Source organism: Jeotgalibacillus sp. JSM ZJ347, assembly GCF_044383825.1.
Classification (GTDB): domain Bacteria; phylum Bacillota; class Bacilli; order Bacillales; family Jeotgalibacillaceae; genus Jeotgalibacillus.
In genome coordinates this window covers 1148407-1169435 of record NZ_JBISEN010000001.1, presented here as the reverse complement: position 1 = coordinate 1169435, position 21029 = coordinate 1148407, and the positions used below count along the sequence as shown (strand labels likewise).

The 21029-nt window shown below is 42.6% G+C and carries 20 protein-coding genes and 10 tRNA genes; 23 read left to right on the top strand and 7 right to left on the bottom strand.

Translation table 11 applies throughout. From position 1 onward, the window contains the following. Nucleotides 1-136 precede the first annotated feature (136 nt). The 10 genes from ACH6CZ_RS05980 (at nucleotide 137) to ACH6CZ_RS05935 (ending at nucleotide 1032) form a co-directional block, all read left to right on the top strand. Nucleotides 137-212: transfer RNA gene (locus ACH6CZ_RS05980), tRNA-Phe, on the top strand. A 6-nt stretch (nucleotides 213-218) separates the two neighbouring features. Further along, nucleotides 219-294: transfer RNA gene (locus ACH6CZ_RS05975), tRNA-Thr, on the top strand. 7 nt (nucleotides 295-301) lie between these two features. After that, nucleotides 302-385: transfer RNA gene (locus ACH6CZ_RS05970), tRNA-Tyr, on the top strand. A gap of 5 nt (nucleotides 386-390) precedes the next feature. Next, nucleotides 391-464: transfer RNA gene (locus ACH6CZ_RS05965), tRNA-Trp, on the top strand. A gap of 20 nt (nucleotides 465-484) precedes the next feature. Continuing rightward, nucleotides 485-560, top strand: a tRNA-His gene (locus ACH6CZ_RS05960). A gap of 5 nt (nucleotides 561-565) precedes the next feature. Continuing rightward, nucleotides 566-640: transfer RNA gene (locus ACH6CZ_RS05955), tRNA-Gln, on the top strand. A gap of 6 nt (nucleotides 641-646) precedes the next feature. After that, a tRNA-Gly gene (locus tag ACH6CZ_RS05950) sits at nucleotides 647-721 on the top strand. Nucleotides 722-732: 11 nt separating this feature from the next. After that, a tRNA-Cys gene (locus ACH6CZ_RS05945) sits at nucleotides 733-806 on the top strand. A gap of 61 nt (nucleotides 807-867) precedes the next feature. Further along, nucleotides 868-952, top strand: a tRNA-Leu gene (locus tag ACH6CZ_RS05940). 6 nt (nucleotides 953-958) lie between these two features. Next, nucleotides 959-1032 (top strand) — tRNA-Gly (locus ACH6CZ_RS05935). Nucleotides 1033-1165: 133 nt separating this feature from the next. Here the strand turns inward: ACH6CZ_RS05935 and ACH6CZ_RS05930 are convergent. Next, a complete protein-coding gene (locus ACH6CZ_RS05930; RefSeq protein WP_374096480.1) occupies nucleotides 1166-1816 on the bottom strand; it encodes a B3/B4 domain-containing protein in 651 nt (216 codons plus the stop codon). 60 nt (nucleotides 1817-1876) lie between these two features. On the opposite strand from ACH6CZ_RS05930, the gene queG reads away from it, so the two are divergent. From queG to yhbH, 9 genes are all read left to right on the top strand, one after another. Continuing rightward, nucleotides 1877-3007 (top strand): tRNA epoxyqueuosine(34) reductase QueG, encoded by a 1131-nt coding sequence (gene queG, locus ACH6CZ_RS05925; RefSeq protein WP_374096479.1) that lies wholly within the window; start codon nucleotides 1877-1879, stop codon nucleotides 3005-3007. Between the two features lie 13 nt (nucleotides 3008-3020). Continuing rightward, a complete protein-coding gene (locus tag ACH6CZ_RS05920) occupies nucleotides 3021-3479 on the top strand; it encodes an amidase domain-containing protein (RefSeq protein ID WP_374096522.1) in 459 nt (152 codons plus the stop codon). Nucleotides 3480-3525: 46 nt separating this feature from the next. Continuing rightward, nucleotides 3526-3999 (top strand): tRNA (uridine(34)/cytosine(34)/5-carboxymethylaminomethyluridine(34)-2'-O)-methyltransferase TrmL, encoded by a 474-nt coding sequence (trmL, locus tag ACH6CZ_RS05915; RefSeq protein ID WP_374096478.1) that lies wholly within the window; start codon nucleotides 3526-3528, stop codon nucleotides 3997-3999. Nucleotides 4000-4185: 186 nt separating this feature from the next. Continuing rightward, nucleotides 4186-4935 carry an oxygen-insensitive NADPH nitroreductase gene (gene nfsA, locus ACH6CZ_RS05910; RefSeq protein ID WP_374096477.1) on the top strand — a complete coding sequence of 250 codons (750 nt, stop codon included), beginning with the start codon at nucleotides 4186-4188 and terminating at the stop codon, nucleotides 4933-4935. A gap of 304 nt (nucleotides 4936-5239) precedes the next feature. Then, a complete protein-coding gene (locus ACH6CZ_RS05905; protein ID WP_374096476.1) occupies nucleotides 5240-7135 on the top strand; it encodes a PrkA family serine protein kinase in 1896 nt (631 codons plus the stop codon). Nucleotides 7136-7185: 50 nt separating this feature from the next. Further along, a complete protein-coding gene (locus ACH6CZ_RS05900) occupies nucleotides 7186-7362 on the top strand; it encodes a hypothetical protein (protein ID WP_374096475.1) in 177 nt (58 codons plus the stop codon). A gap of 465 nt (nucleotides 7363-7827) precedes the next feature. After that, a complete protein-coding gene (locus ACH6CZ_RS05895; protein WP_374096474.1) occupies nucleotides 7828-7998 on the top strand; it encodes a multidrug ABC transporter ATPase in 171 nt (56 codons plus the stop codon). Between the two features lie 149 nt (nucleotides 7999-8147). Beyond that, nucleotides 8148-8435 (top strand): hypothetical protein, encoded by a 288-nt coding sequence (locus tag ACH6CZ_RS05890; RefSeq protein ID WP_374096473.1) that lies wholly within the window; start codon nucleotides 8148-8150, stop codon nucleotides 8433-8435. A gap of 123 nt (nucleotides 8436-8558) precedes the next feature. Then, nucleotides 8559-9686 carry a sporulation protein YhbH gene (gene yhbH / locus ACH6CZ_RS05885; protein ID WP_374096472.1) on the top strand — a complete coding sequence of 376 codons (1128 nt, stop codon included), beginning with the start codon at nucleotides 8559-8561 and terminating at the stop codon, nucleotides 9684-9686. Between the two features lie 123 nt (nucleotides 9687-9809). On the opposite strand, the gene ACH6CZ_RS05880 is transcribed toward yhbH, so the two are convergent. Next, nucleotides 9810-11114, bottom strand: coding sequence for an NCS2 family permease (locus ACH6CZ_RS05880; RefSeq protein WP_374096471.1), 1305 nt, complete (start codon nucleotides 11112-11114; stop codon nucleotides 9810-9812). A 203-nt stretch (nucleotides 11115-11317) separates the two neighbouring features. On the opposite strand from ACH6CZ_RS05880, the gene ACH6CZ_RS05875 reads away from it, so the two are divergent. Continuing rightward, nucleotides 11318-12958 (top strand): M20/M25/M40 family metallo-hydrolase, encoded by a 1641-nt coding sequence (locus ACH6CZ_RS05875; RefSeq protein WP_374096470.1) that lies wholly within the window; start codon nucleotides 11318-11320, stop codon nucleotides 12956-12958. 260 nt (nucleotides 12959-13218) lie between these two features. Here the strand turns inward: ACH6CZ_RS05875 and ACH6CZ_RS05870 are convergent, their stop codons facing one another. Both ACH6CZ_RS05870 and ACH6CZ_RS05865 read right to left on the bottom strand, forming a co-directional pair. Continuing rightward, nucleotides 13219-13845, bottom strand: coding sequence for a nitroreductase family protein (locus ACH6CZ_RS05870; protein WP_374096469.1), 627 nt, complete (start codon nucleotides 13843-13845; stop codon nucleotides 13219-13221). 148 nt (nucleotides 13846-13993) lie between these two features. Continuing rightward, nucleotides 13994-14524, bottom strand: a complete 531-nt coding sequence (locus tag ACH6CZ_RS05865) for a flavodoxin family protein (RefSeq protein WP_374096468.1) — start codon at nucleotides 14522-14524, stop codon at nucleotides 13994-13996. A gap of 180 nt (nucleotides 14525-14704) precedes the next feature. Here ACH6CZ_RS05865 and wrbA point away from each other — a divergent pair, with 180 nt between their 5' ends. Continuing rightward, nucleotides 14705-15316 (top strand): NAD(P)H:quinone oxidoreductase type IV, encoded by a 612-nt coding sequence (wrbA, locus tag ACH6CZ_RS05860; protein ID WP_374096467.1) that lies wholly within the window; start codon nucleotides 14705-14707, stop codon nucleotides 15314-15316. Between the two features lie 38 nt (nucleotides 15317-15354). Here wrbA and ACH6CZ_RS05855 read toward each other — a convergent pair whose 3' ends face one another. The 3 genes from ACH6CZ_RS05855 to ACH6CZ_RS05845 form a co-directional block, all read right to left on the bottom strand. Continuing rightward, entirely contained in the window at nucleotides 15355-16227 is an 873-nt protein-coding gene (locus tag ACH6CZ_RS05855) for an RluA family pseudouridine synthase (RefSeq protein ID WP_374096466.1), read from the bottom strand. Between the two features lie 73 nt (nucleotides 16228-16300). Then, the gene (locus ACH6CZ_RS05850; RefSeq protein WP_374096465.1) at nucleotides 16301-16774 is read right to left on the bottom strand and encodes a thioredoxin family protein; all 474 of its coding nucleotides are present in this window, start codon (nucleotides 16772-16774) and stop codon (nucleotides 16301-16303) included. Further along, nucleotides 16771-17202: a disulfide oxidoreductase gene (locus ACH6CZ_RS05845; protein ID WP_374096464.1), complete on the bottom strand. Its 432-nt coding sequence runs from the start codon at nucleotides 17200-17202 to the stop codon at nucleotides 16771-16773. The genes ACH6CZ_RS05850 and ACH6CZ_RS05845 overlap by 4 nt, the downstream gene beginning before the upstream one ends. Before the next feature lie 200 nt (nucleotides 17203-17402). Here ACH6CZ_RS05845 and ACH6CZ_RS05840 point away from each other — a divergent pair, with 200 nt between their 5' ends. Both ACH6CZ_RS05840 and ACH6CZ_RS05835 read left to right on the top strand, forming a co-directional pair. Then, nucleotides 17403-18944, top strand: coding sequence for a GNAT family N-acetyltransferase (locus ACH6CZ_RS05840; protein ID WP_374096463.1), 1542 nt, complete (start codon nucleotides 17403-17405; stop codon nucleotides 18942-18944). Nucleotides 18945-19163: 219 nt separating this feature from the next. Beyond that, nucleotides 19164-20894: a phospho-sugar mutase gene (locus ACH6CZ_RS05835; RefSeq protein WP_374096462.1), complete on the top strand. Its 1731-nt coding sequence runs from the start codon at nucleotides 19164-19166 to the stop codon at nucleotides 20892-20894. The last annotated feature ends 135 nt before the right edge of the window (nucleotides 20895-21029 follow it).

Below are 21029 nucleotides of genomic sequence, written 5' to 3'. Positions count from 1 at the left end.
TCCCGTGGTGTAGCGGTTAACATGCCTGCCTGTCACGCAGGAGATCGCCGGTTCGATCCCGGTCGGGACCGCCATTTTCAGCTTACAGTTGAAAAATACTTATTTACATAGTAAGATAGAAAATGCTTAATTATTTGGCTTTGTAGCTCAGTTGGTAGAGCAATGGACTGAAAATCCATGTGTCGGCGGTTCGATTCCGTCCAAAGCCACCATGTAATGCCGGTGTAGCTCAACTGGTAGAGCAACTGACTTGTAATCAGTAGGTTGGGGGTTCAAGTCCTCTTGCCGGCACCATTCATATGGAGGGGTAGCGAAGTGGCTAAACGCGGCGGACTGTAAATCCGCTCCTTCGGGTTCGGCAGTTCGAATCTGCCCCCCTCCACCATTCATAGGGGCATAGTTTAAAGGTAGAACAGAGGTCTCCAAAACCTCCGGTGTGGGTTCGATTCCTACTGCCCCTGCCAATTTTTAAAATAATATTACGGCGATTGTGGCGAAGTGGTTAACGCACCGGATTGTGGTTCCGGCATTCGTGGGTTCGATTCCCATCAGTCGCCCCATATATTGGGCTATAGCCAAGCGGTAAGGCAACGGACTTTGACTCCGTCATGCGTTGGTTCGAATCCAGCTAGCCCAGCCATTTTTTGCGGGAGTAGTTCAGTGGTAGAACACCACCTTGCCAAGGTGGGGGTCGCGAGTTCGAATCTCGTCTTCCGCTCCATTTTTATTTTCGGCGGTATAGCCAAGTGGTAAGGCACGGGTCTGCAAAACCCTTATCACCGGTTCGAGTCCGGTTACCGCCTCCAATTATTTTAATAATAGCGATTTGTAATACGTGCATGCGTATGATAAAATTCATACTATCATGCCGATGTGGCGGAATTGGCAGACGCGCACGACTCAAAATCGTGTTCCTTCGGGAGTGCCGGTTCGACCCCGGCCATCGGTACCAGCATTTGCGGGTGTAGTTTAGTGGTAAAACCTCAGCCTTCCAAGCTGATGTCGTGAGTTCGATTCTCATCACCCGCTCCAACATACATAACCAACGCAGTGTTTCGTTTAATTAAAACGAAGCGTTGCGTTTTTTTATGTGCTCATAACAAAGATAAAAGCCTCATCATTCATGAGGCTTTTAAATAGAACGGATCCGAATGATATAATACATTTAAACAATTTGTGATGTAGCGGTGCCACCATTTACCTGGATAAACATATGCTTTAATGAATCAAGCAGCTTTTCCTGATCTGAAGTCGGCAGAGAAGGTCTGAAGTAGACGATGTGTATGGCTTCAGTTGTTTCCTTGCTCACTGCAGTCCGGACAGAATCAACGCTTGGACTGCCGAATGGTCCATGATCATCAGCAGCGATAATGAGGTTCTCAGCAGAGTTTTCTCTGCCATTCAATCCTTCAAACTGCTCGTTATCCGCGCCAACTCTGATTTCAATTGGTCCGCTGATATTTTCTGCATTATAAATGCCAAGCGGGGTTTCATATTGAAGTGAGAAGAAATTATTCAGATCGACTGCGGAATTCGTGCTTGGCAGATAGTTTTGCTTGGCTATTCTTCTGAGCAGCGCTTCTGTACTTGGTCTGTATCTGTTGGGATCTTTTCCAAACTGTTTGAACAGCTGTCTCCATTCAGCAATTCCTTCAAAGTCTGCCGGCTTTTTATCCTTCAGGTCAAAAAATAGTGATTCCTGAAATAATTGGAGCCGACCTTTTAACATTTGAGGTGATTTACTGACGGTGACGTTTCGATAATGAATGATGCCAAATGAATAATCTGATAGTGATGAATGAACTGAGACTTCCATACGGTCAACTCCTTTTGTATGCACTCAGTTTAACATTTCTGTGGAGAAAGGGGGATTAGAATGAATTATGATGCACTAAAACAGGAAATTATTGATCATGCTGATGAACTGGGTATTGATAAAATCGGTTTTACGAGTGCGGATTTCTTTTCAGATCTGAAGGGTCGGCTGATGAGACAGGAAGCGCTGAATTATCAATCCGGCTTTGAGGAAAAGGATCTTGATAAACGTGTGACGCCTTCTTTACTTATGCATGAGCCTAAGTCCATTATATCTATTGCGCTGGCGTATCCTTCTAAGATGAAGGATGCACCCAGAAGTACGAGGGGAGAACGCAGAGGTATTTTTGCGAGGGCGTCGTGGGGAGAGGACTATCATACTGTTCTCAGAGAAGCGCTTGAACGCCTTGAGGCATTTATACAAAAGAGAGTACCTGATGCGAGAATGAAATCAATGGTGGATACAGGAGAACTTGTTGACCGGGCTGTTGCGGAAAGAGCCGGGGTAGGCTGGAGTGCTAAAAACTGTTCAATTATCACACCCGAGTTTGGTTCTTATGTGTATTTAGGTGAGATGATTACGAACATTCCATTCAGTCCGGATGAATCGATGGAAGATCAGTGCGGTGATTGTAATTTATGTGTGGATGTTTGTCCAACTGGTGCCCTTGTCCAGGGAGGACAGCTTGATGCGAAAAAGTGTATTGCATTCTTGACGCAGACGAAGGATTTTCTTCCGGATGAATATCGTTCTAAAATTGGTAATAGACTTTATGGATGTGATACGTGTCAGACGGTTTGTCCTAAAAATAAAGGGATTGATATGCACATTCACCCTGAATTTGAACCTGATCCTGAGATCGCAAAGCCGCTTCTTGAGCCGCTGCTCTCAATTAGTAACCGGGAATTTAAAGAGCAGTATGGTCATGTGTCAGGCTCATGGAGAGGAAAGAAGCCGATTCAGCGTAATGCGCTGATTGCGCTTGCTCACTTTAAGGAAGTATCAGCACTGCCGTCGATCTTTGAGGTGATGAAAAATGATGTGCGTCCAGTCATGAGAGGAACTGCTGCCTGGGCGGCTGGAAAGATCGGCGGGGAAGAAGCTGAAGAGATGCTGTTAAAGCAAAAAGAGGTTGAACAGGATGAAGAGGTGTTAACAGAGATCGAAAAAGGCTTATCACTTTGTAAGTGAAGGGTGTGAAGTGATGTATAACGGTGCACTTGCTGCCGAGTATGCTGAAGAGTGGTGGAACAGGAGAAATTCTGCGTTTCCTTCGTTTCCGGTAGACTGTACGAACTTTGTTTCCCAATGTCTGTTAGCCGGTGGACTGACCATGAGAGGTTATCCTGACCGGTATAGAGGCTGGTGGATTCAGGGTGGACAGTGGAGTCTCAGCTGGGCGGTGGCACACTCGATGCGCTGGTTTTTAGAAGAAGCAGCTGAGAGAGTGTCAGAGGCTTCTATGCTTATAATTGGGGATGTGATCTGTTATGATTTTGCCGGTGATGGGAGAGTTGATCATACAGCCATTGTGACTTATATAGACCAGGGTGTACCGTATGTCAATGCGCACACGAACGATAGCCGGAGAAGGCTGTGGACTTATAGTGATTCAGCCGCTTATTCTCCATCCATCAGGTATTATTTTTTTCACCTTTCATGATAGAATAGAAAATGGCTCAGCCGAAATACATGATGAGGTGAAGACATTGGGATTACACGTTGTATTATTCCAGCCGGAGATTCCTGCGAATACAGGTAACATTGCGCGAACATGTGCAGCGACTGGTACATCATTACATTTAATTAAGCCGCTTGGCTTTTCTACAGACGATAAAATGCTCAAACGCGCAGGTCTTGATTATTGGCAGCATGTTGATATTCATTACCATGAATCACTTGAAGACTTTTATCAGGCAAGCGAAGGCGGAGAATATTTCTATCTGACGAAGTATGGCAAACAGCCGCATTCAACATTTGATTACAGCGATCTCGATAAGGATTTCTATTTTATTTTCGGACGTGAAACGTCAGGTCTGCCTGATGATGTGATCGAAAACAACAAAGATCGTGCATTGCGCATTCCAATGAATGAGCATGTACGTTCATTAAACCTGTCGAACACAGCAGCGATTCTCGTATACGAAGCGTTGAGACAGCAGAACTACCCTTCACTTGGGTAACAATCTGATTGTTTAAAGCAAACTTTGAATTACTACGGCACATGCCAGTACATGTAGCGCAGCGGGACGATTAAAGAAAAAAGGATGGGATCACTCTCATCCTTTTTTTGATGCTTAATATTTGAATGGCTGACTAATAAAACGCTACACTTAAAAACAGTTAGTCATAGAAAGGTGGAGAAAAGCGTGAATCAGACAATTGAAACCATGTTGAATCACCGGTCAGTTAGAAAATTTAAAGACGAAACATTAACCCCTGAACAGATTCAATTGATTGTAGAGGCTGCTCAGATGGCATCTACATCAAGCTTTATACAGGCCTACTCGATTATTGGCGTAACGGATCCGGATAAAAAGAAAAAGCTTGCTGAACTTGCAGGCGGACAGGATTATGTGTCAGAAAGCGGTCACTTTTTTGTATTCTGTGCAGATCTATACAGACATTCGTTAATCGGTAAATGGGAACAGGCAGATGTGGATGATTCGATTACTTCGACGGAAAAGTTTATGGTCTCAGTTATTGATGCATCACTTGCTGCGCAGAATGCAGCGGTTGCGGCTGAATCCTTGGGGCTTGGCATCTGTTATATCGGAGGACTTAGAAACAATTTACCTGAAGTATCTGAACTGCTTGAGACGCCTGAACATGTGATTCCACTGTTCGGCCTCACAGTTGGTGTACCAGATCAGGAGACAGCTGTGAAACCGAGAATGCCGTTTCAGTCCATCTATCATGAAAACAGCTACCGGCATCAGGAAGACATAGTGAAAGAAGAAATGGATGAATACAATAAAGCAATCTCAGCTTATTATCATGAACGGACTTCAGGGAAGAGAAGTGATAAGTGGACAGAGCAAATGGCAAATATGCTGCAGAGAAAAAACAGAATGTATATGAAAGAGTTTGTAGAGGGTAAAAACTTTGCGAAGAAATAACTAAAAAAAGCTGCATAGGCAGCTTTTTTTAGTTATTTTTTGTTTTGCCCGGCTTATCGTTATAACCAGCTGAAAAAATTGCTGCAAGGAATGCTACACAAATACCTAAAATAAGTACTGTACCCATTTCAAATACCTCCCGGATAAAAGTATGAATCATTTCATATACATTTAAGTATACATGAAACCCCTTCAGAAAGAAATGACTGTCATGTGAATTAGCAGATTTCATTTACTAGTATGTTCATGAATAGGTGTTGTGCTGCATACCGTTTTATATGAAGGAGAAGAGGGGGAGAATCAGATGGATATGTTAAAACGGGTGGCAGACTATCAGCTTGAAGAATCGATGCTTAAGTGGGAAGGGACCTTCTCTGACTATTTAATGATGCTAAAAGATAAACCTTGGATTGCACAATCAGCACATTCACGTATTTATCATATGATTAAAGATGCAGGAACTGAAACAAGCAACGGCAGGAAGAGCTACCGGTTTTTCAACCGCCATTTATTTGGATTAGAAGAAGCACTTGAGCGGCTTGTAGAGGAATACTTTCATCCGGCTGCAAGAAGGCTGGATGTTAAAAAGAGAATTCTCTTACTCATGGGGCCTGTCAGTGGGGGGAAGTCTACGCTCGTTACACTGTTAAAACGAGGGCTTGAACAATATACAAGAACTGATCGCGGGGCTGTGTATGCAATTAAGGGGTGCCCGATGCATGAAGATCCACTGCATCTCATTCCTGAAGCGTTGCGTGAGGACTTTTTTAAGGAATATGGTGTGCGGATTGAGGGACACTTATCACCGTTGAATATGATGAGACTCGAAAAAGAATTTGGTAACAGGATTGAAGATGTCCCGATTGAGCGGGTATTCTTCTCAGAGGATAAACGGACCGGAATCGGCACATTCAGTCCATCAGATCCGAAATCGCAGGACATCGCTGATCTGACTGGAAGTCTCGACTTTTCAACGATCGCAGAGTATGGATCTGAATCAGACCCGAGAGCCTATCGCTTTGATGGTGAATTAAATAAAGCAAACAGAGGGCTGATGGAATTTCAGGAAATGCTCAAATGTGATGAAAAGTTTTTGTGGCATCTGCTCTCACTGACGCAGGAAGGGAATTTTAAAGCCGGACGATTCGCGCTGATTTCAGCTGACGAAATGATTGTCGCGCATACCAATGAGACAGAGTACCGTTCATTCATTTCAAATAAAAAGAATGAAGCGCTGCACTCTAGAATGATCGTAATGCCAATGCCATACAACCTGCGTGTGTCTGAAGAGGAAAAAATCTATGAAAAGCTGATCTTACAAAGTGATGTAGCTGATGTCCATATTGCACCGCATACACTGCGCACAGCAGCTGTGTTCACTGTATTAACACGACTTAAAGAACCGAAGCGTAAAGACATCAACCTGATCAATAAAATGAAAATGTATGATGGTGAGTCTGTAGAAGGCTTCGGGGAATCAGATGTTGAAGAGCTGAAGCGTGAACACTCTGGTGAAGGAATGGAAGGAATCGACCCTCGTTATGTTCTGAACCGGATCTCTTCAACGATTATTAAAAAAGAACTCACTTCAATTAATGCGCTCGATGTGCTGCGGTCCTTAAAAGAAGGGTTTGATCAGCATGCGTCCATTTCAAAAGAAAGCAGGGAATATTACTTAATGTGTATTTCACTGGCGAGAAAAGAGTTTGATGATCTGGCTAAAAAAGAAGTGCAAAAAGCATTTGTCTATTCATATGAAGAATCTGCTAAAACGCTGATGGATAACTATCTTGATAATGTGGAGTCCTATTGCCACAAATCAAAATTAAAAGATCCTTTAACAGGTGAAGAGATGCATCCGGATGAGCGATTAATGCGTTCAATTGAAGAGCAGATCGGCGTATCTGAAAATGCGAAAAAAGCTTTCCGCGAAGAGATCCTGATCAGAATTTCAGCTTTTGCAAGGAAAGGAAAGCGATTCGATTATCAGTCACACAGCCGGTTAAAAGAAGCTATCCAGAAAAAGCTGTTTTCTGACCTGAAAGATGTTGTGAAGATTACAACGTCTTCTAAAACGCCTGATGAGCTGCAGTTAAAGAAAATGAATGAAGTCATTGCGCGGCTTATTGATGAATATGGTTATAACTCTGTCAGCGCGAATGATCTGCTGCGTTATGTCGGCTCGCTTTTGAACAGGTAACGTTTTTCGCTTGATGATGGCGGGTATGTTCACTGTAGAGGTGAAGTATGATGACAAAGAAAAATGAACATGAACATGCCAAAAATGACATACCTGATAACAGTTCAATGGCGAACGATCTTGAGGAAATGGATCAGCTTGGACGCCAGATGGAAAAAATGCGCACCAACGAACAATTGAAAAAGCACCGGGAGCCCGGTACTGAGCAGTATGAAGAAGAGGAGTAACTGGCCTCTTCTTTTTTTAAATGTTGAGCGGGAAGTGAGGGGGCAGCTGGTGGCGCGGTAATGGCCGGCACTAATGCTTTCGATCAGTTTTTGGTGTATATCTATGACCTTCTAAGATAATACTATCAGCAATTGAGATGATTCAACATTTGTTCCGTCTAAAATTGGGAATATGTATAAGCTTTTTACTTTTATCTATCATCTCTCGGGTTATATTAATGACCCTTTTATTTAATCGAACATTGGCTTGTCGGACCTAAACGCTTGCCTCCGCTTTTCGTGAGATCCAGCTCCAGGCGCTAGCTCTTCGGGTCATAAGCCACGCATCGGTAAACGGGGAAGGTCGCCCATTTTCCGCTCCGCGTCTTATGCCCGTCAGAGCTGAACAAGCGCCTTTCGCTTTTCAATATTTGACTGAATTTTCTTACAATGATACAATAGAAAAAAACTCGGAGGGGATTTTTGATGCCAGGCAAAGAGTATTTTAAAGAGCTTGAGCCGGTAAATGGGAGTATGGCGAGTACGATGGAAGAACTCGTGATGCTTGGAAAGCAGATGGAGAAAATCCGGTCAGGCGGGGAATTGAAGTCGAGTAAAAAGCTTTCGGATCCAATTCAATATGAAGAAAAGGCTTAAAAGTAACCAGTCATAAAAAACTGGTTATTTTTTTTGAAACTTTTTCAGATCATATACGTATAAGAGGTATGAATTGAAAACTGTGATTATGCCATATATGATAAGTAAACGAAGAAAGGACTTGATTGTAAATGAGGATCTCCACAACAATGAAATGGATTACCGGGGGGCTTGAAGCATTTTTCGCAATTCCGGTGCTGGGCGGTATCATTATTCTCGGTACTTCATGGGCACCGCTCGGAATTATGCTTGCACTCCATATTGTTACACTCATATTTGCAGCACGTGATTTTACATCCAAAACAGGAAGTATTTTTGGCATCGTGACTTCAGTTGTCGGTGTTGTACCTTTCCTTGGATTTATCATGCACGTTGTGACAGCAGTCATTCTGTTACTTGACGCATCACGTTCTACTGCCGAGGAAAAGACTGTGTAAAAGGCCTGTTATTACAGGTCTTTTTCTTTTGGAATTTTTTCACAAGCCTTTTCTTCAAATCTGATGAAATAATCTGAGGGTTCTTTCATACAATGAAGAAAAGGAAAAGGGTGGAGGCAGTTTATGCAGGGTTCTATCGTATCAAAAGAAGACTGGTCCCTGCATCAGCAGGGCCAGGAGGATCAGGTCAGACACAGCCGTAAAATACAGCAGGCGATTAAAGACAGGCTCCCTGAACTGATCACAGAAGAGAATGTCATCATGTCAGACGGTAAAAAAATGGTGAAGATTCCGGTTCGTTCACTGGATGAATATAAAATCCGCTATGATCATTCAAAAAAGAAGCATATCGGTCAAGGGAATGGAGATAGTGAAGCTGGGGATATCATCGCAAGATCCGGAAAAGAAAGCGGAAAACAGGCGGGGTCGGATCCCGGTGAAGATTACGTTGAAGCTGAAGTATCAATCGAAGAAATTGAAACCGCGCTGTTCAGTCAGCTCGAACTCCCTGATTTTAAGCAAAAAGAAGAAGTGGATACTGCGAAAGAAGGCATTCAGTTCACTGATATTAGAACAAAAGGTTTGACGGGTAATATTGATAAAAAGAAAACCATGATGACAGCATTTAAACGTAATGCAATGAACGGGGAAGCAGGATTTCATCCGATTTTACCTGAAGATATCCGTTATAAAACCTGGACAGAAACGAAAGAGAAGGAGTCCAAAGCGGCCGTGATTGCAATGATGGATACAAGCGGCTCGATGGGGATGTTTGAAAAGTACATTGCAAGAAGCTTCTTTTTCTGGCTGGTGAAATTTTTAAAGCTGCATTACTCTCACGTGGAAATCAGATTTGTGTCACATCATACAGAAGCAAAGGAAGTAGAAGAAGAGACCTTCTTTACAAAAGGGGAAAGCGGCGGCACGATCTGTTCATCCGCTTACAGAAAAGCGCTTGAAATTATAGAAAGTGATTATCCGGTCGAAAGATATAACATTTACGCATTTCATATTTCAGATGGAGATAATCTCACTTCAGATAATGAAAGATGTCTGCCACTGATCAAACAGCTTGCAGAACATTGTAATATGCTCGGGTACGGCGAAGTCAGCCAGTATCACAGACAATCATCTCTCATGTCAGTCTTTGCAAAATCCGAACAGGAAGACATTAGAACCTTTATCGTCAGAAGAAAAACCGAAGTACTTGATGCGCTGAAGTATTTTTTAAGTAAAAATCTGGGTGTATAGGTGTTATAACATAAAAATGGTGCTGTAGAAATTTACAGCACCATTTTTATGTAGGTATAACCATCCATTTTAGTATTTGCACAGCTGGAGCGGAAATTCCCAGCCGAATTACAAGTAGTATCTTTAATGCGGTAAAAACACCAGCTGGTAGGCAAACAAAATCGCAAACAGATAAACAAGGAAATGAACCTCTCTCCATTTACCCTTCACAATCTTTAATATCGGATAAGAAATAAACCCAAGTGCAATACCAGTCGCAATACTTGATGTAAGCGGCATACTCAAAATAATTAAGAATGCAGGGAAAGCCTCATCAATTTCTCCCCATTTAATATGAGAGATACTGCCCATCATCAGGCTTCCCACAATAATGAGTGCAGGTGCTGTAATAGCTGAGACACCTGAAACCGCGCCAACAAGCGGTCCAAAGAAGGCAGCGACGATAAATAACCCTGCAACGGTTACATTTGTCAGGCCGGTACGTCCACCTGCTGCGACACCTGAAGAGGATTCAATATAAGCTGAAGTCGGACTCGTACCAACCATCGCACCTGCAGTTGCAGCGATTGAGTCAGCAAGAAGCGCTTGTCTTGCACGCGGCATGGTTTTATCTTTCATCAGACCGGCCTGCTGAGCAACGCCAATCATTGTCCCGGTCGTATCAAAGATCGTCACAAGAAGGAATGAGAAAACAACAGCAAATAATCCATATTGAATCACATCACCAAATGCTGTAATCGGATTGGCAATGATAATTCCTTCAGGAAGACTTGGCACTGCAAGGACCCCGTCAAACTGAAGCTGACCTGTAAAGTAGGCAACAGCCCCCGTAAAAATCATCCCGATGAAAAGCGCACCGTTGACATTCAGTGCCATTAGAATCAATGTGACTGCCAGCCCTGTAAATGCCAGGATAACAGAAGAAGAATGCAGGTCACCAAGTGCTACCAGATTATCCGGATGAGCCACGATAATGCCGGTCATTCTCATTCCGATAAAAGCGATAAATAAACCAATGCCGGCAGTAATGCCGTGTTTTAAATTATCAGGAATGGCTTCAATCAGCTTCTTTCTGAATGAAGTCAGTGAAAGAATTGTAAAGATTACGCCTGCTACAAACACTGCTGCAAAAGCGACTTCATACGTAATGTTTGTATTGGTGCCGACAACTGAAAAGGCAAAGTATGCATTTAACCCCATACCTGGTGCAATGGCGATTGGATAATTGGCGGCTAACGCCATCCAGAGCGTACCGATCACAGTCGCAATAATCGTTGCAAGAAATACCTGATCAAAAGGTACTCCAGCACTAGATAGGATAATAGGATTGACGACGACAATGTAAACCATCGTCATAAAAGTCGTAAAACCTGCTAATAGCTCGGTTTTGACAGTAGTATTATTTTCTTTTAAATGAAAGCGAAACATCAAATCAGTCCTTTAATAAAATACGAACGTTTTTTAAACACAAATTATATAATATTCGTTTATAATGTGTGATTCAACCCTTTTTACGTAATTTATTAAATTATTTTTTTGAGAATGGATTTCGCTGTTTATTTTAACTCAATTGCTTTCAATCGTCGTATCCTTCCATTAAGATGAATGAAAAGACAGCAGGGGGTTTTGACATGTATCAGAAAATCCAGCACTTATCTGTAACAGAGCAGGCTGAATGGATCACAAGAAAACTGATTGCAATGAAAAGTTATACAGGATCTGATGGGGAAGTACATAAAGCTGAAACGATTGAAAAGTGGATCCGTACGTTCCCTTATTTTCAGGAACATCCTGACCAGGTGTGGATTCAAAATATTAAAGATGATCCTTTTCAGAGGAAAAATGTTTGGGCGATGCTGCCAGGCAAATCCGACAAGACTGTACTGTTTCACAGTCACATTGATACAGTTGGGACGGAAGATTTTGGATCACTTCAGAACATGGCACATGACCCGGATCGCCTTGAGGAATTTTTTAAGGAATTTCCGGGTGATTACCGTGTAAGACAGGAGGCAGGTTCAGGCGAGTGGCTATTTGGCAGAGGTTCTCTCGATATGCAAAGTGGAGCAGCGGTGCATCTTGTGAACCTGCTGCAGTTTTCTGAGGAAGAACGAGATGGCAATATGCTGTTTTTATTCAATCCTGATGAAGAAAGTGAACATGCGGGAATGCTTGGTGCGCTTCATGAGCTAGCAAGGATGAAAAAGGAGAAAAAGCTGGATTATGTAGCTGCAATCAATAATGATTTTATTGCACCGATGTATGACGGTGACAGAACAAAGTATATCTATACCGGTGCAGCAGGGAAGGTGCTTCCGTGTTTTTATATTTACGGAAGGGAAGCGCACGTTGGTGATGTGCTGACTTCAATTGATCCTACACGAATTGGAGCGGAATTGAACCGAAGAATCAATCAGAATATAGACCTCGCGGAAGATCTGGATGGCGAGTATGTGCTGCCACCAGCGTGCCTTCATTTTAAGGATGATAAAAAAGACTACAATGTGCAGACTGCGATCAGTGCACACTTGTATTTTAACTACTTTGTGTTTGAACAGACAGCGCAGGACGTGATGGAAAAGCTGCGGAAGATTTCAATCGAGGCAGTCTATGAAATCAGCCGGGAAAGCACGAGGAAATATAGTGATTTCAGGAAAAAGCATGGTTTTCCGCCAAGTGACTGGAATTTTCAGATGGATGTCTCCACGTTCAGCGAGTTTGAGTCTTCATTAAGAGCACAGGGAATTGATGTGGAAGGTCCGTTGAATGAAGTGGTAAAAAAATATAAAGGGAAAGATAAACGTGAAGCAGCATTTGCATTAGCAGAAAAGCTGCAGCAGCTTGATCCTGAAAAGACACCGCGCGTGCTGATGTTTTTTGCACCGCCTTTTTTGCCTCATAATTATTTAAGTGAGAAGAATGAACATGGTAAAGACATTATGCAAAAACTCGAAAAGAATCTGATGGAAACAGCAGAGGCTGAAGGTGAAGAGTTCGTGACTAAACGCTTTTTCCCTTACCTGGCTGACGGCAGCTTTCTTTCTCTACATGAATCAGAAGAAGCGATTGAAATGCTGAAGAGAAATATTCCGCGAATGCAGGATCTTTATCCGGTGCCGATCCATCTCATTCGTGAACTGAACATTCCTTCGATTAATATCGGTGTATACGGCCGTGACGGACATAAATGGACAGAGCGGGTTTATAAGCCATACACATTCGGTATCCTGCCGGGATTAATTAAGCGATTTGCGGAGGATTTAGTAAAGTAGCGGATCATATGTTTGGGATCAACGCCTAATTGGGGATGCTAATTTAAAAGGTGATTGAATTGTCTCAAAAGGTGACGTAATCCAATGCTTCTCAAAGACCGGTGACGTAAATGAAATGAAGAGGTGATGGAATTAACCTCGGAGCTGTTAGATAAATATGAAGGGCTAGCCGAATTCTCTAGCTACCCTCTAACCGTATACACCCAGCTATATTTCCTGACACAAAAAAAGGTGAGACATCGCGTCTCACCTTTTACACATTATACAAACTCCACTAACTCATCAATATCAATCCGCTCTGACTTACGCGCTTCTTTTGCTGCTTTACCAATTGTAATCAGCATGACAGGAACATAACGGTCAGAAATCTCGAATTCCTCAATCAGCTGGGCATCACTGAATCCACCAATTGGGCACGTATCCCAACCCTTTGCTTTTGCTGCAATCATGAACTGCATGGCAGCGAGTGATGCGTTTGAAAAAGCAGCGTCACGGGCAAACTGTTCATTTTCATAAGCGCCCTGGATCTGGCCATTCAGTGCCTGTTTAATTTCTTCAGACATCGCACCTTTTTCAACGGCCGGGTCGAATACTGTGTCAACATTTTCATTGGCTTTCAGGTCGCCAAGCACAGCGATCACCGCTGATGCGTCTGTAATCTGCTGCTGGTTATATGCAATTGGAAGCAGGCGTTCCTGAGATTCAGGATTATGGAATGCGAGGAATTTCCAGTGCTGAAGATTCCACGCTGAAGGTGCCTGTCCCATTGCTTTTAACAGTTCATTCAGCTCTTCACGGCTAATTTCAACTTCGGGATCATACTGCTTTGTTGCTCTTCTCTCATAAAGTACATCAAGTACGTTTTTCTCTAATGTTGTAACCGACATGATCAAAAATCCTCCTAGTATTGTCATTCTCTATTAAAATTAAGTTACTTTTAGTTATCTTTAAACAGTGCCCACTATAGTATAGTCAAATACTGATTGTCAAGAAATTGAGTGCTAAAAAAGCTCCGGCCGTCGCCGGAGCTTTTCATTAACGAAAGAAATCTTGAAGCTGATCCAGTCTGTCACTCTTCTCTGCATCTCCCGGCTTTCTCGCTTCACCAATAAAGTATTTTTTGAAGTCCATTCCGGTAAATTCAAAGATGTGCTTGAACTGAAGGATCAGAGGCAGACCTTTAATATCAACCTGATCCCCGCCGCATGTGATGACATAGCCCGGCTTTCCTGTGATGCGCGCTTTAAAGTTCAGCGAAGGATCACGCATGGCCTGGGACCACCTGTCAATAAATGTTTTCATATACCCGCTCATACCATACCAGTAAAGAGGTGTTGCGAAAAGCACTTCATCTGCATCAAGCATTGCTTCAATGACTTTTGAATGGTCATCATCAATCGGATCAAAACCATTTTCATCATGTCGCTGATCATGAATCTGATGGATGGTCTGCTCTCGCAGGCGAATCCATTTTACATCTCCTGTATATGAAGAAGCTGCTTTTTCTGCAAAGAATTCAGAATTACTATGTTCGCGGGAACTTCCGGAAATAATCAACAATGTCATATTTTTATACCTTCCTTTCAAGTAAATTTTACATCTTAATCATTCTATGTAAAAGAGATTTGCCTAATACTTTGAAACTGAGAATTTCGAAGTTATGTTTATGAAAGACGATTTTAGGTAATGATATAAAGCGTGAATTTATTTTCTGAAAAATTAAAGTAATTAAAGGGAGAGTGTACAATGTCAAACGTAAAATTAGCGATTATTTATTACAGTTCAACCGGAACGAATTATCAGCTGTCTAAATGGGCGGAAGAGGCAGCGAAGGAAGCGGGAGCCGAGGTAAAAGTACTTAAAGTAGAAGAAACTGCGCCGCAGCAGGCGATTGCTTCGAACCCTGCCTGGAAGGAACATTATGAAGAAACAAAAGATGTTCCTGTTGTTACACTGAACGATTTGGAATGGGCTGATGCTTATATTTTCAGTATTCCAACACGCTATGGTACGATGCCGGCCCAGATGAAGAACTTCATTGATACAACAGGCGGCTTATGGTTCAACGGCAAGCTTGTTAATAAAGTAGTGAGCGGAATGAGCTCAGCTCAAAACCCTCACGGCGGTCAGGAAGCAACAATTCTTAACCTTTATACAACAATGATGCACTGGGGTGCAATTATTGCAGCACCTGGTTACTCAGATCCTGTTACATTCGCTTCAGGCGGTAACCCATACGGCACAAGTGTCACAGTGGACCAGGACGGAAATATGAAAGAAGACGTCGCTGACGGTGTGAAATACCAGGCCAAGCGCACGATTGAAGTAGCGAAATGGGTCAAATCAGGAAAAGAATAAGAGACTAAAAAAACGCAAAGGCGCAGGCCTTTGCGTTTTTAATGATGCTTGAAGTATGCAGGGGGCGGAGCACTTGCAGTGATCTCTTTTAGTGTAAAAGGGTGGATGAATGACAGCTTTCTGGCGTGCAGTGCCTGATGGCTAAATTGTCTGCTGATCGAACCGTAAAGTGTGTCACCTGCAATTGGATGACCGATTGAAGACAGGTGTACCCTGATCTGATGTGTCCGGCCTGTTTCAAGATTCAGTTCTACCAGAGATAAATTTTTTACCGGGTCAACAGATAATCGCTGATATTGAGTAACGGCTTTCTGACCTCCGGGGGATACGCGTCTTCTAACCGGGTGATGACGGTCTTTCCCAATTGGCTCACGAATGGTTCCGCTGGTTTTCATTTGTCCTTCAGCTAAGGCTATATAAGTCCGCTTGATCATCCTTTTTTCAAGCAGCTGATCAAGTAAAGGCTTAATTGCCGGATGCTTTGCGAAGAGAATCGCACCCGTTGTGTCATGGTCCAGTCTGTGAATCGGCTGGGCATACCCGCTGTGTCCTTTTGACAGCAGATCATGAACAATAGCGTTCTGGAGCGTCTGTGTATCAGCTTCAGAGTTCGGATGAGTATCGAGACGGGCGGGCTTATTCAGAACGACCAGATGCTCATCTTCAAAAAGAACATCAACTTCAGCCTTCCATGCAGGTGCTGAGGGTAAAACTGTATATTTAAAAGTGAGCTGATCACCTTCTGATAGTGGGTTTTTCCACGGTTTCAGTTCTCCATTAATTGTTATACTTTTCTCCATTCTCCATTGATGAATGCTTTTCTTTCCAAAAGACAGTTCATTTTTTAACAGTGATTCAAGCGTGAGCCCATTCCACTCAGGTAAAATCGACATACTAAAAGTTTCTTTCATTAAGCACAGCTCCTTTCTGAATCAATATAAAAACTGCCAGGAAATCATGAATGATTCCCCGGCAGATAGGTTGTTATTCACCTGTTACATTACGTTCAAAAAACGATCGGTAATCTTCTTCAGTTGCAGCGCCTACAATTCCATCCACAGGCTCTCCATCTTCATAGTGAATCAGTGTCGGTGTAGACTGGATACCATACTGATTCCATGAATCCTGAAATTCAATCAGGTTATGCTGAACCATGTCCACATTCATTTCCTCAGCAAGTGGTGCAAGCATTGGTGTTGTCTCAAGGCAGTACTGACACTCAGGGCTGAAAAAGTAAACCGTTGTCGGCTCTCCGCTTGAGATGCGTTCTTCAAGGTCTTCCGGAACGATTTGATTTTGATAGTTTTCATTATCCAGCAGATCAATTGTAGATTGAGCTAAATCATCTTTCCCATAAGGGTTACCTTCAATTGCAGATGAGTTTTGCATATTTGTGATCAGTGCAATTGCAGCGAAAATCAGTACAATGACACCGCCAAAAATCAGAATTTTTTTCATGAATGTGTTGCTCCTTTCGATTGCTTAAGAATAACCAGACTGACAATAAAAATAAAGGTAAAAGCAGTTAACGCTAAAAATGGAATGGTGATAAATCCTGCCCAGTTAATATATTCGCCTGTGCAAGGTACTCTGCCACAAGCAGGTGCAGTGTTCGATAGCGCGTCGATCTTCTGGATACTGTAATGATAAATTGATATACATCCGCCAATTCCAGATAGAACAGCGGAATACATTGCAGCTTTAGCGTCTTTTTTAATGACTGCTATGAATAAAATCACTACGAGCGGGTACATAAAGATACGCTGATACCAGCAGAGTTCACAGGGTTCAAATTCTCTGACCTCAGAGAAGTATAACGATCCCATTGTAGCAGTAAAAGCGGCAGCCCAGGCAGCAAAAAGCATATTCTCTATCTTTTTAGTCATCATGACGCCTCATTTCAATTAAAAATCTCTTATCATTGAAGATTGTAAAAGTTAAATGCCAATAATACAAGCAGATAAGACGTTTTAATAGAAAAAACAGTTTGAATATGTCTAAAATTTGGCACGGAAAAGCTTGATGCTGATAATATGTTCAATTGGGTTTATAATGAATAATGACTAAGTGTGTGAGGAGAGAGAGTATGTCTGAAAAACTTGATTTGTCTCAATTTGAGAAAAAAATGATCATTCGTAAAATGATTCATTCTGATATAGATAAAATTATTCATATGCAAAAGCTATGCTTCCCCGGCATGCAGCCGTGGAAAACAGAGCACCTTGAAAGCCATCTGGATATGTTTCCTGATGGACAGCTCGTTGCTGAACTTGATGGAGATATAATCGGATCATGTTCAAGCCTGATCATTAACTTTGATGAATACGATGACCGTCATACATGGGACGATGTAACTGACGAAGGGTATATCACAAACCATAATCCTGACGGCTACAACCTGTATGGTATCGAAGTCATGGTACATCCAGATTTTCGCCGTATGAAGGTTGGTCACAGATTGTATGAAGCAAGAAGAGACATTGCAAGAGAGTTTAACCTGAAAAGTATTATTATAGGCGGACGAATTCCGAATTATCATAAGTATGCAGATGAAATGTCACCGCGGGAATATGTAGATTCAGTACAGATGCATAAAATCTATGATCCGGTCCTGTCATTTCAGCTGATTAACGGATTCACACTGATGAGAATCAATCCGAACTATCTGCCTGACGACAGGCAGTCAAATAAATATGCAACGCTGATGGAATGGAATAATGTAGACTATCGTCCGAAAACGAAGAGACACTTCAAAACGAGCCATCCGGTCAGAATCTGCGTTGTACAGTACATGATGCGTCAGATTGATTCATTTACTGATTTTGCAAATCAGGTAGAATACTTTACAGATGTTGCATCTGATGCACATTCTGATTTCGTTGTATTCCCTGAAATTTTCACAACACAGCTGATGTCCTTCCTGAATGAAAAATCACCGAGTATGGCTGTCAGAAAGCTGACTGACTATACAGAGGAATATATTGAACTCTTCACAGACCTTGCAGTACGTTACAACGTCAATATCATCGGCGGATCCCACTTTGTCAAAGAAGACGACGATGAAATCTATAACATTGCCTACTTGTTCAGAAGAGACGGGACGATTGAAAAGCAGTATAAGCTTCATATCACACCTAACGAACGCATGTGGTGGGGAATCAGCCCTGGAGATACTGTCAGAGTCTTTGATACAGACTGTGGCAAGATTGCAATTCAGATCTGTTATGATATTGAATTTCCTGAGCTTGCACGTATTGCAACAGATATGGGGGCGAAAATCATTTTCACACCATTCTGTACAGAAGATCGCCAGGGTTATCTGCGCGTAAGGTACTGTTCACAGGCGCGTGCTGTTGAGAATCAGATTTACACGGTGATTTCGGGTACAGTCGGGAACCTGCCGGAAACTGAAAACATGGACATCCAGTATGCACAGTCCGGTATCTTTGCACCTTCTGATTTTGAATTTGCGCGTGATGGCATTGTTGGTGAAACTGATCCGAACCTTGAAATGGTGATGATCGGAGATGTTGACCTTGAAATCCTCCGCCGTCAGCGTCAGGGCGGAACTGTTCGTCAGCTGAAAGACCGCAGACATGATATTTATTCGATCAATTATAAAAAATAAGCGTGTAATTCAGTTGTTTAAATAAGATTAGAGACTAACAATGGGGAGGGACGATGTGAGATTCCCGTGGAAAAGCGATTGGGATAGACCTGATCGTTCGTCCGCGGAAAGCTAATGTCGTTTCTCCCCTGATTTTTAAAATATTCTTTTCAGATTTTTCAATATTCAACAGTCTGAGACCGTGCTACAATAATAAAAAGTAAAAACGGAGGGGATTTTGTGAGCGTACAAAACGTATATAATAAATGGGTAACTTTCGAAGGGTTGGATCAGGAGCTTCATGCTGAACTTGCAGCAATGAAAGGCAACGATAAAGCAATTGAAGATGCATTTTATAAGAACCTTGAATTCGGTACAGGTGGTATGCGCGGCGAAATTGGTGCCGGTACAAACAAGATGAACATATATACAGTACGTAAAGCTGCAGAAGGACTGGCGAAATACATAGAAAAAAACGGTGAAGAAGCGAAAAATAAAGGAGTCGTGCTGGCATATGACTGCCGCAGAAAGTCTCCTGAATTTTCTATGGAAATTGCCCGCACACTTGCTTCACATGGCATCAAGACATATGTGTTTGAATCACTCAGATCAACGCCAGAGCTTTCATTTGCCGTACGTCACCTGGGAACGTTTATGGGTGGAATGACAACAGCAAGCCACAACCCTCCAGAGTATAACGGATTTAAAGTGTATGGTGCTGATGGCGCACAGCTCAACCTGAAAGATGCAGATGATGTGATTGATGAAATCAATCTGATTGAGAATGAACTCGATATTCAGGTGAAGCCTGTAGAAGAGCTGAAGTCTGCAGGTCTGATCGAGATCGTCGGCGCTGAAGTGGATGATGCATATGCTGAGCATCTGATTACTGTATCTGAAAAGCCTCAGATGTCAAAAGAGACAGATCTGAAAGTTGTATTTTCTCCTTTACATGGCGCTTCTAACGTGATGGTACAGCGTGGACTGAAAGCGCTTGGCTATGACGTTCATGTGGTCACAGAACAGGAGCAGCCTGATTCTGAATTCCCAACACTCAAATCTCCAAATCCCGAAGAGCCGGGTGCATTTGAGCTAGCGATCAGAGACGGTAAAAAGGTGAATGCTGACCTCCTGATTACCGCTGATCCGGATGGCGACAGACTTGGTCTTGCAGTGCAGGGACCAAATGGAGAGTATACGTTGTTAACCGGTAACCAGACAGGCGCGATCCTGCTTGATTATCTGCTTGCACGTAAGAAAGAAAAAGGACACCTGCCTGAAAACGGCCGCGTCTTCAAAACGATTGTCACATCAGAGATCGGCAGAAAAGTAGCTGAGCATTATGGGGCATCTGTTGAAGACGTGCTGACCGGATTTAAATTCATCGGTGAAAAAATCAAAACCTATCAGGCTTCAGGTGAATACGAGTTCCTGTTTGGTTATGAAGAAAGCTACGGCTATCTTGTAAAAGACTTTGCCCGTGACAAAGACGCAATCCAGGCTGCATTACTTGCAACAGAAGCGGCAGCTTATCATAAAGCAGAAGGTAAAACGCTGTATGAAGTGCTTCTTGCAATTTATGAGCAGCATGGCTATTACAAGGAAGACCTTGAGTCGATCACGATGAAAGGGAAAGATGGCGCCGAAAAGATCCAGTCACTGCTATCATCCCTTCGTGCAACACCGCTTCAGGAAGTTGCAGGCTTACAGGTGGAAGCGCAGGAAGATTACTTAACATCTATACGCCATCATTCTAAAGAAGGGGCAGAATATAAAATCAATCTGCCAGCTTCCAACGTTCTGAAGTACTTCCTTGAAGACGGCTCATGGGTATGTGTGAGACCGAGCGGCACAGAACCGAAAATCAAATTCTATTTCAGCGTAACCGGATCATCACTAGAAGACAGCGAAGAAAAACTGGACAGTATTAAACAATCCTTTATGGAGAAGATTAAGGCTGAGTTGAACTGAAACCATTAAAATAGAAGATTAAAATTATCATTTTAAAAGAAATTTGAGGTGAGCGGAGCGTAAGGCGACGACTCCGGGACGAATAGAGGGAAGCTGAGACCCCGCAACCTCCGTCCGGAAAGCGTTCGCCTGAAG

Excerpts from the sequence above, each read along its gene's own strand:
- ACH6CZ_RS05930 (WP_374096480.1), bottom strand. The coding sequence starts at position 1,816 with ATGGAAGTCTCAGTTCATTCATCACTATCAGATTATTCATTTGGCATC.
- queG (WP_374096479.1), top strand. The coding sequence starts at position 1,877 with ATGAATTATGATGCACTAAAACAGGAAATTATTGATCATGCTGATGAA.
- ACH6CZ_RS05920 (WP_374096522.1), top strand. The coding sequence starts at position 3,021 with ATGTATAACGGTGCACTTGCTGCCGAGTATGCTGAAGAGTGGTGGAAC.
- ACH6CZ_RS05905 (WP_374096476.1), top strand. The coding sequence starts at position 5,240 with ATGGATATGTTAAAACGGGTGGCAGACTATCAGCTTGAAGAATCGATG.
- ACH6CZ_RS05900 (WP_374096475.1), top strand. The coding sequence starts at position 7,186 with ATGACAAAGAAAAATGAACATGAACATGCCAAAAATGACATACCTGAT.
- ACH6CZ_RS05895 (WP_374096474.1), top strand. The coding sequence starts at position 7,828 with ATGCCAGGCAAAGAGTATTTTAAAGAGCTTGAGCCGGTAAATGGGAGT.
- ACH6CZ_RS05890 (WP_374096473.1), top strand. The coding sequence starts at position 8,148 with ATGAAATGGATTACCGGGGGGCTTGAAGCATTTTTCGCAATTCCGGTG.
- yhbH (WP_374096472.1), top strand. The coding sequence starts at position 8,559 with ATGCAGGGTTCTATCGTATCAAAAGAAGACTGGTCCCTGCATCAGCAG.
- ACH6CZ_RS05880 (WP_374096471.1), bottom strand. The coding sequence starts at position 11,114 with ATGTTTCGCTTTCATTTAAAAGAAAATAATACTACTGTCAAAACCGAG.
- ACH6CZ_RS05875 (WP_374096470.1), top strand. The coding sequence starts at position 11,318 with ATGTATCAGAAAATCCAGCACTTATCTGTAACAGAGCAGGCTGAATGG.
- ACH6CZ_RS05870 (WP_374096469.1), bottom strand. The coding sequence starts at position 13,845 with ATGTCGGTTACAACATTAGAGAAAAACGTACTTGATGTACTTTATGAG.
- ACH6CZ_RS05865 (WP_374096468.1), bottom strand. The coding sequence starts at position 14,524 with ATGACATTGTTGATTATTTCCGGAAGTTCCCGCGAACATAGTAATTCT.
- wrbA (WP_374096467.1), top strand. The coding sequence starts at position 14,705 with ATGTCAAACGTAAAATTAGCGATTATTTATTACAGTTCAACCGGAACG.
- ACH6CZ_RS05855 (WP_374096466.1), bottom strand. The coding sequence starts at position 16,227 with ATGAAAGAAACTTTTAGTATGTCGATTTTACCTGAGTGGAATGGGCTC.
- ACH6CZ_RS05850 (WP_374096465.1), bottom strand. The coding sequence starts at position 16,774 with ATGAAAAAAATTCTGATTTTTGGCGGTGTCATTGTACTGATTTTCGCT.
- ACH6CZ_RS05845 (WP_374096464.1), bottom strand. The coding sequence starts at position 17,202 with ATGACTAAAAAGATAGAGAATATGCTTTTTGCTGCCTGGGCTGCCGCT.
- ACH6CZ_RS05840 (WP_374096463.1), top strand. The coding sequence starts at position 17,403 with ATGTCTGAAAAACTTGATTTGTCTCAATTTGAGAAAAAAATGATCATT.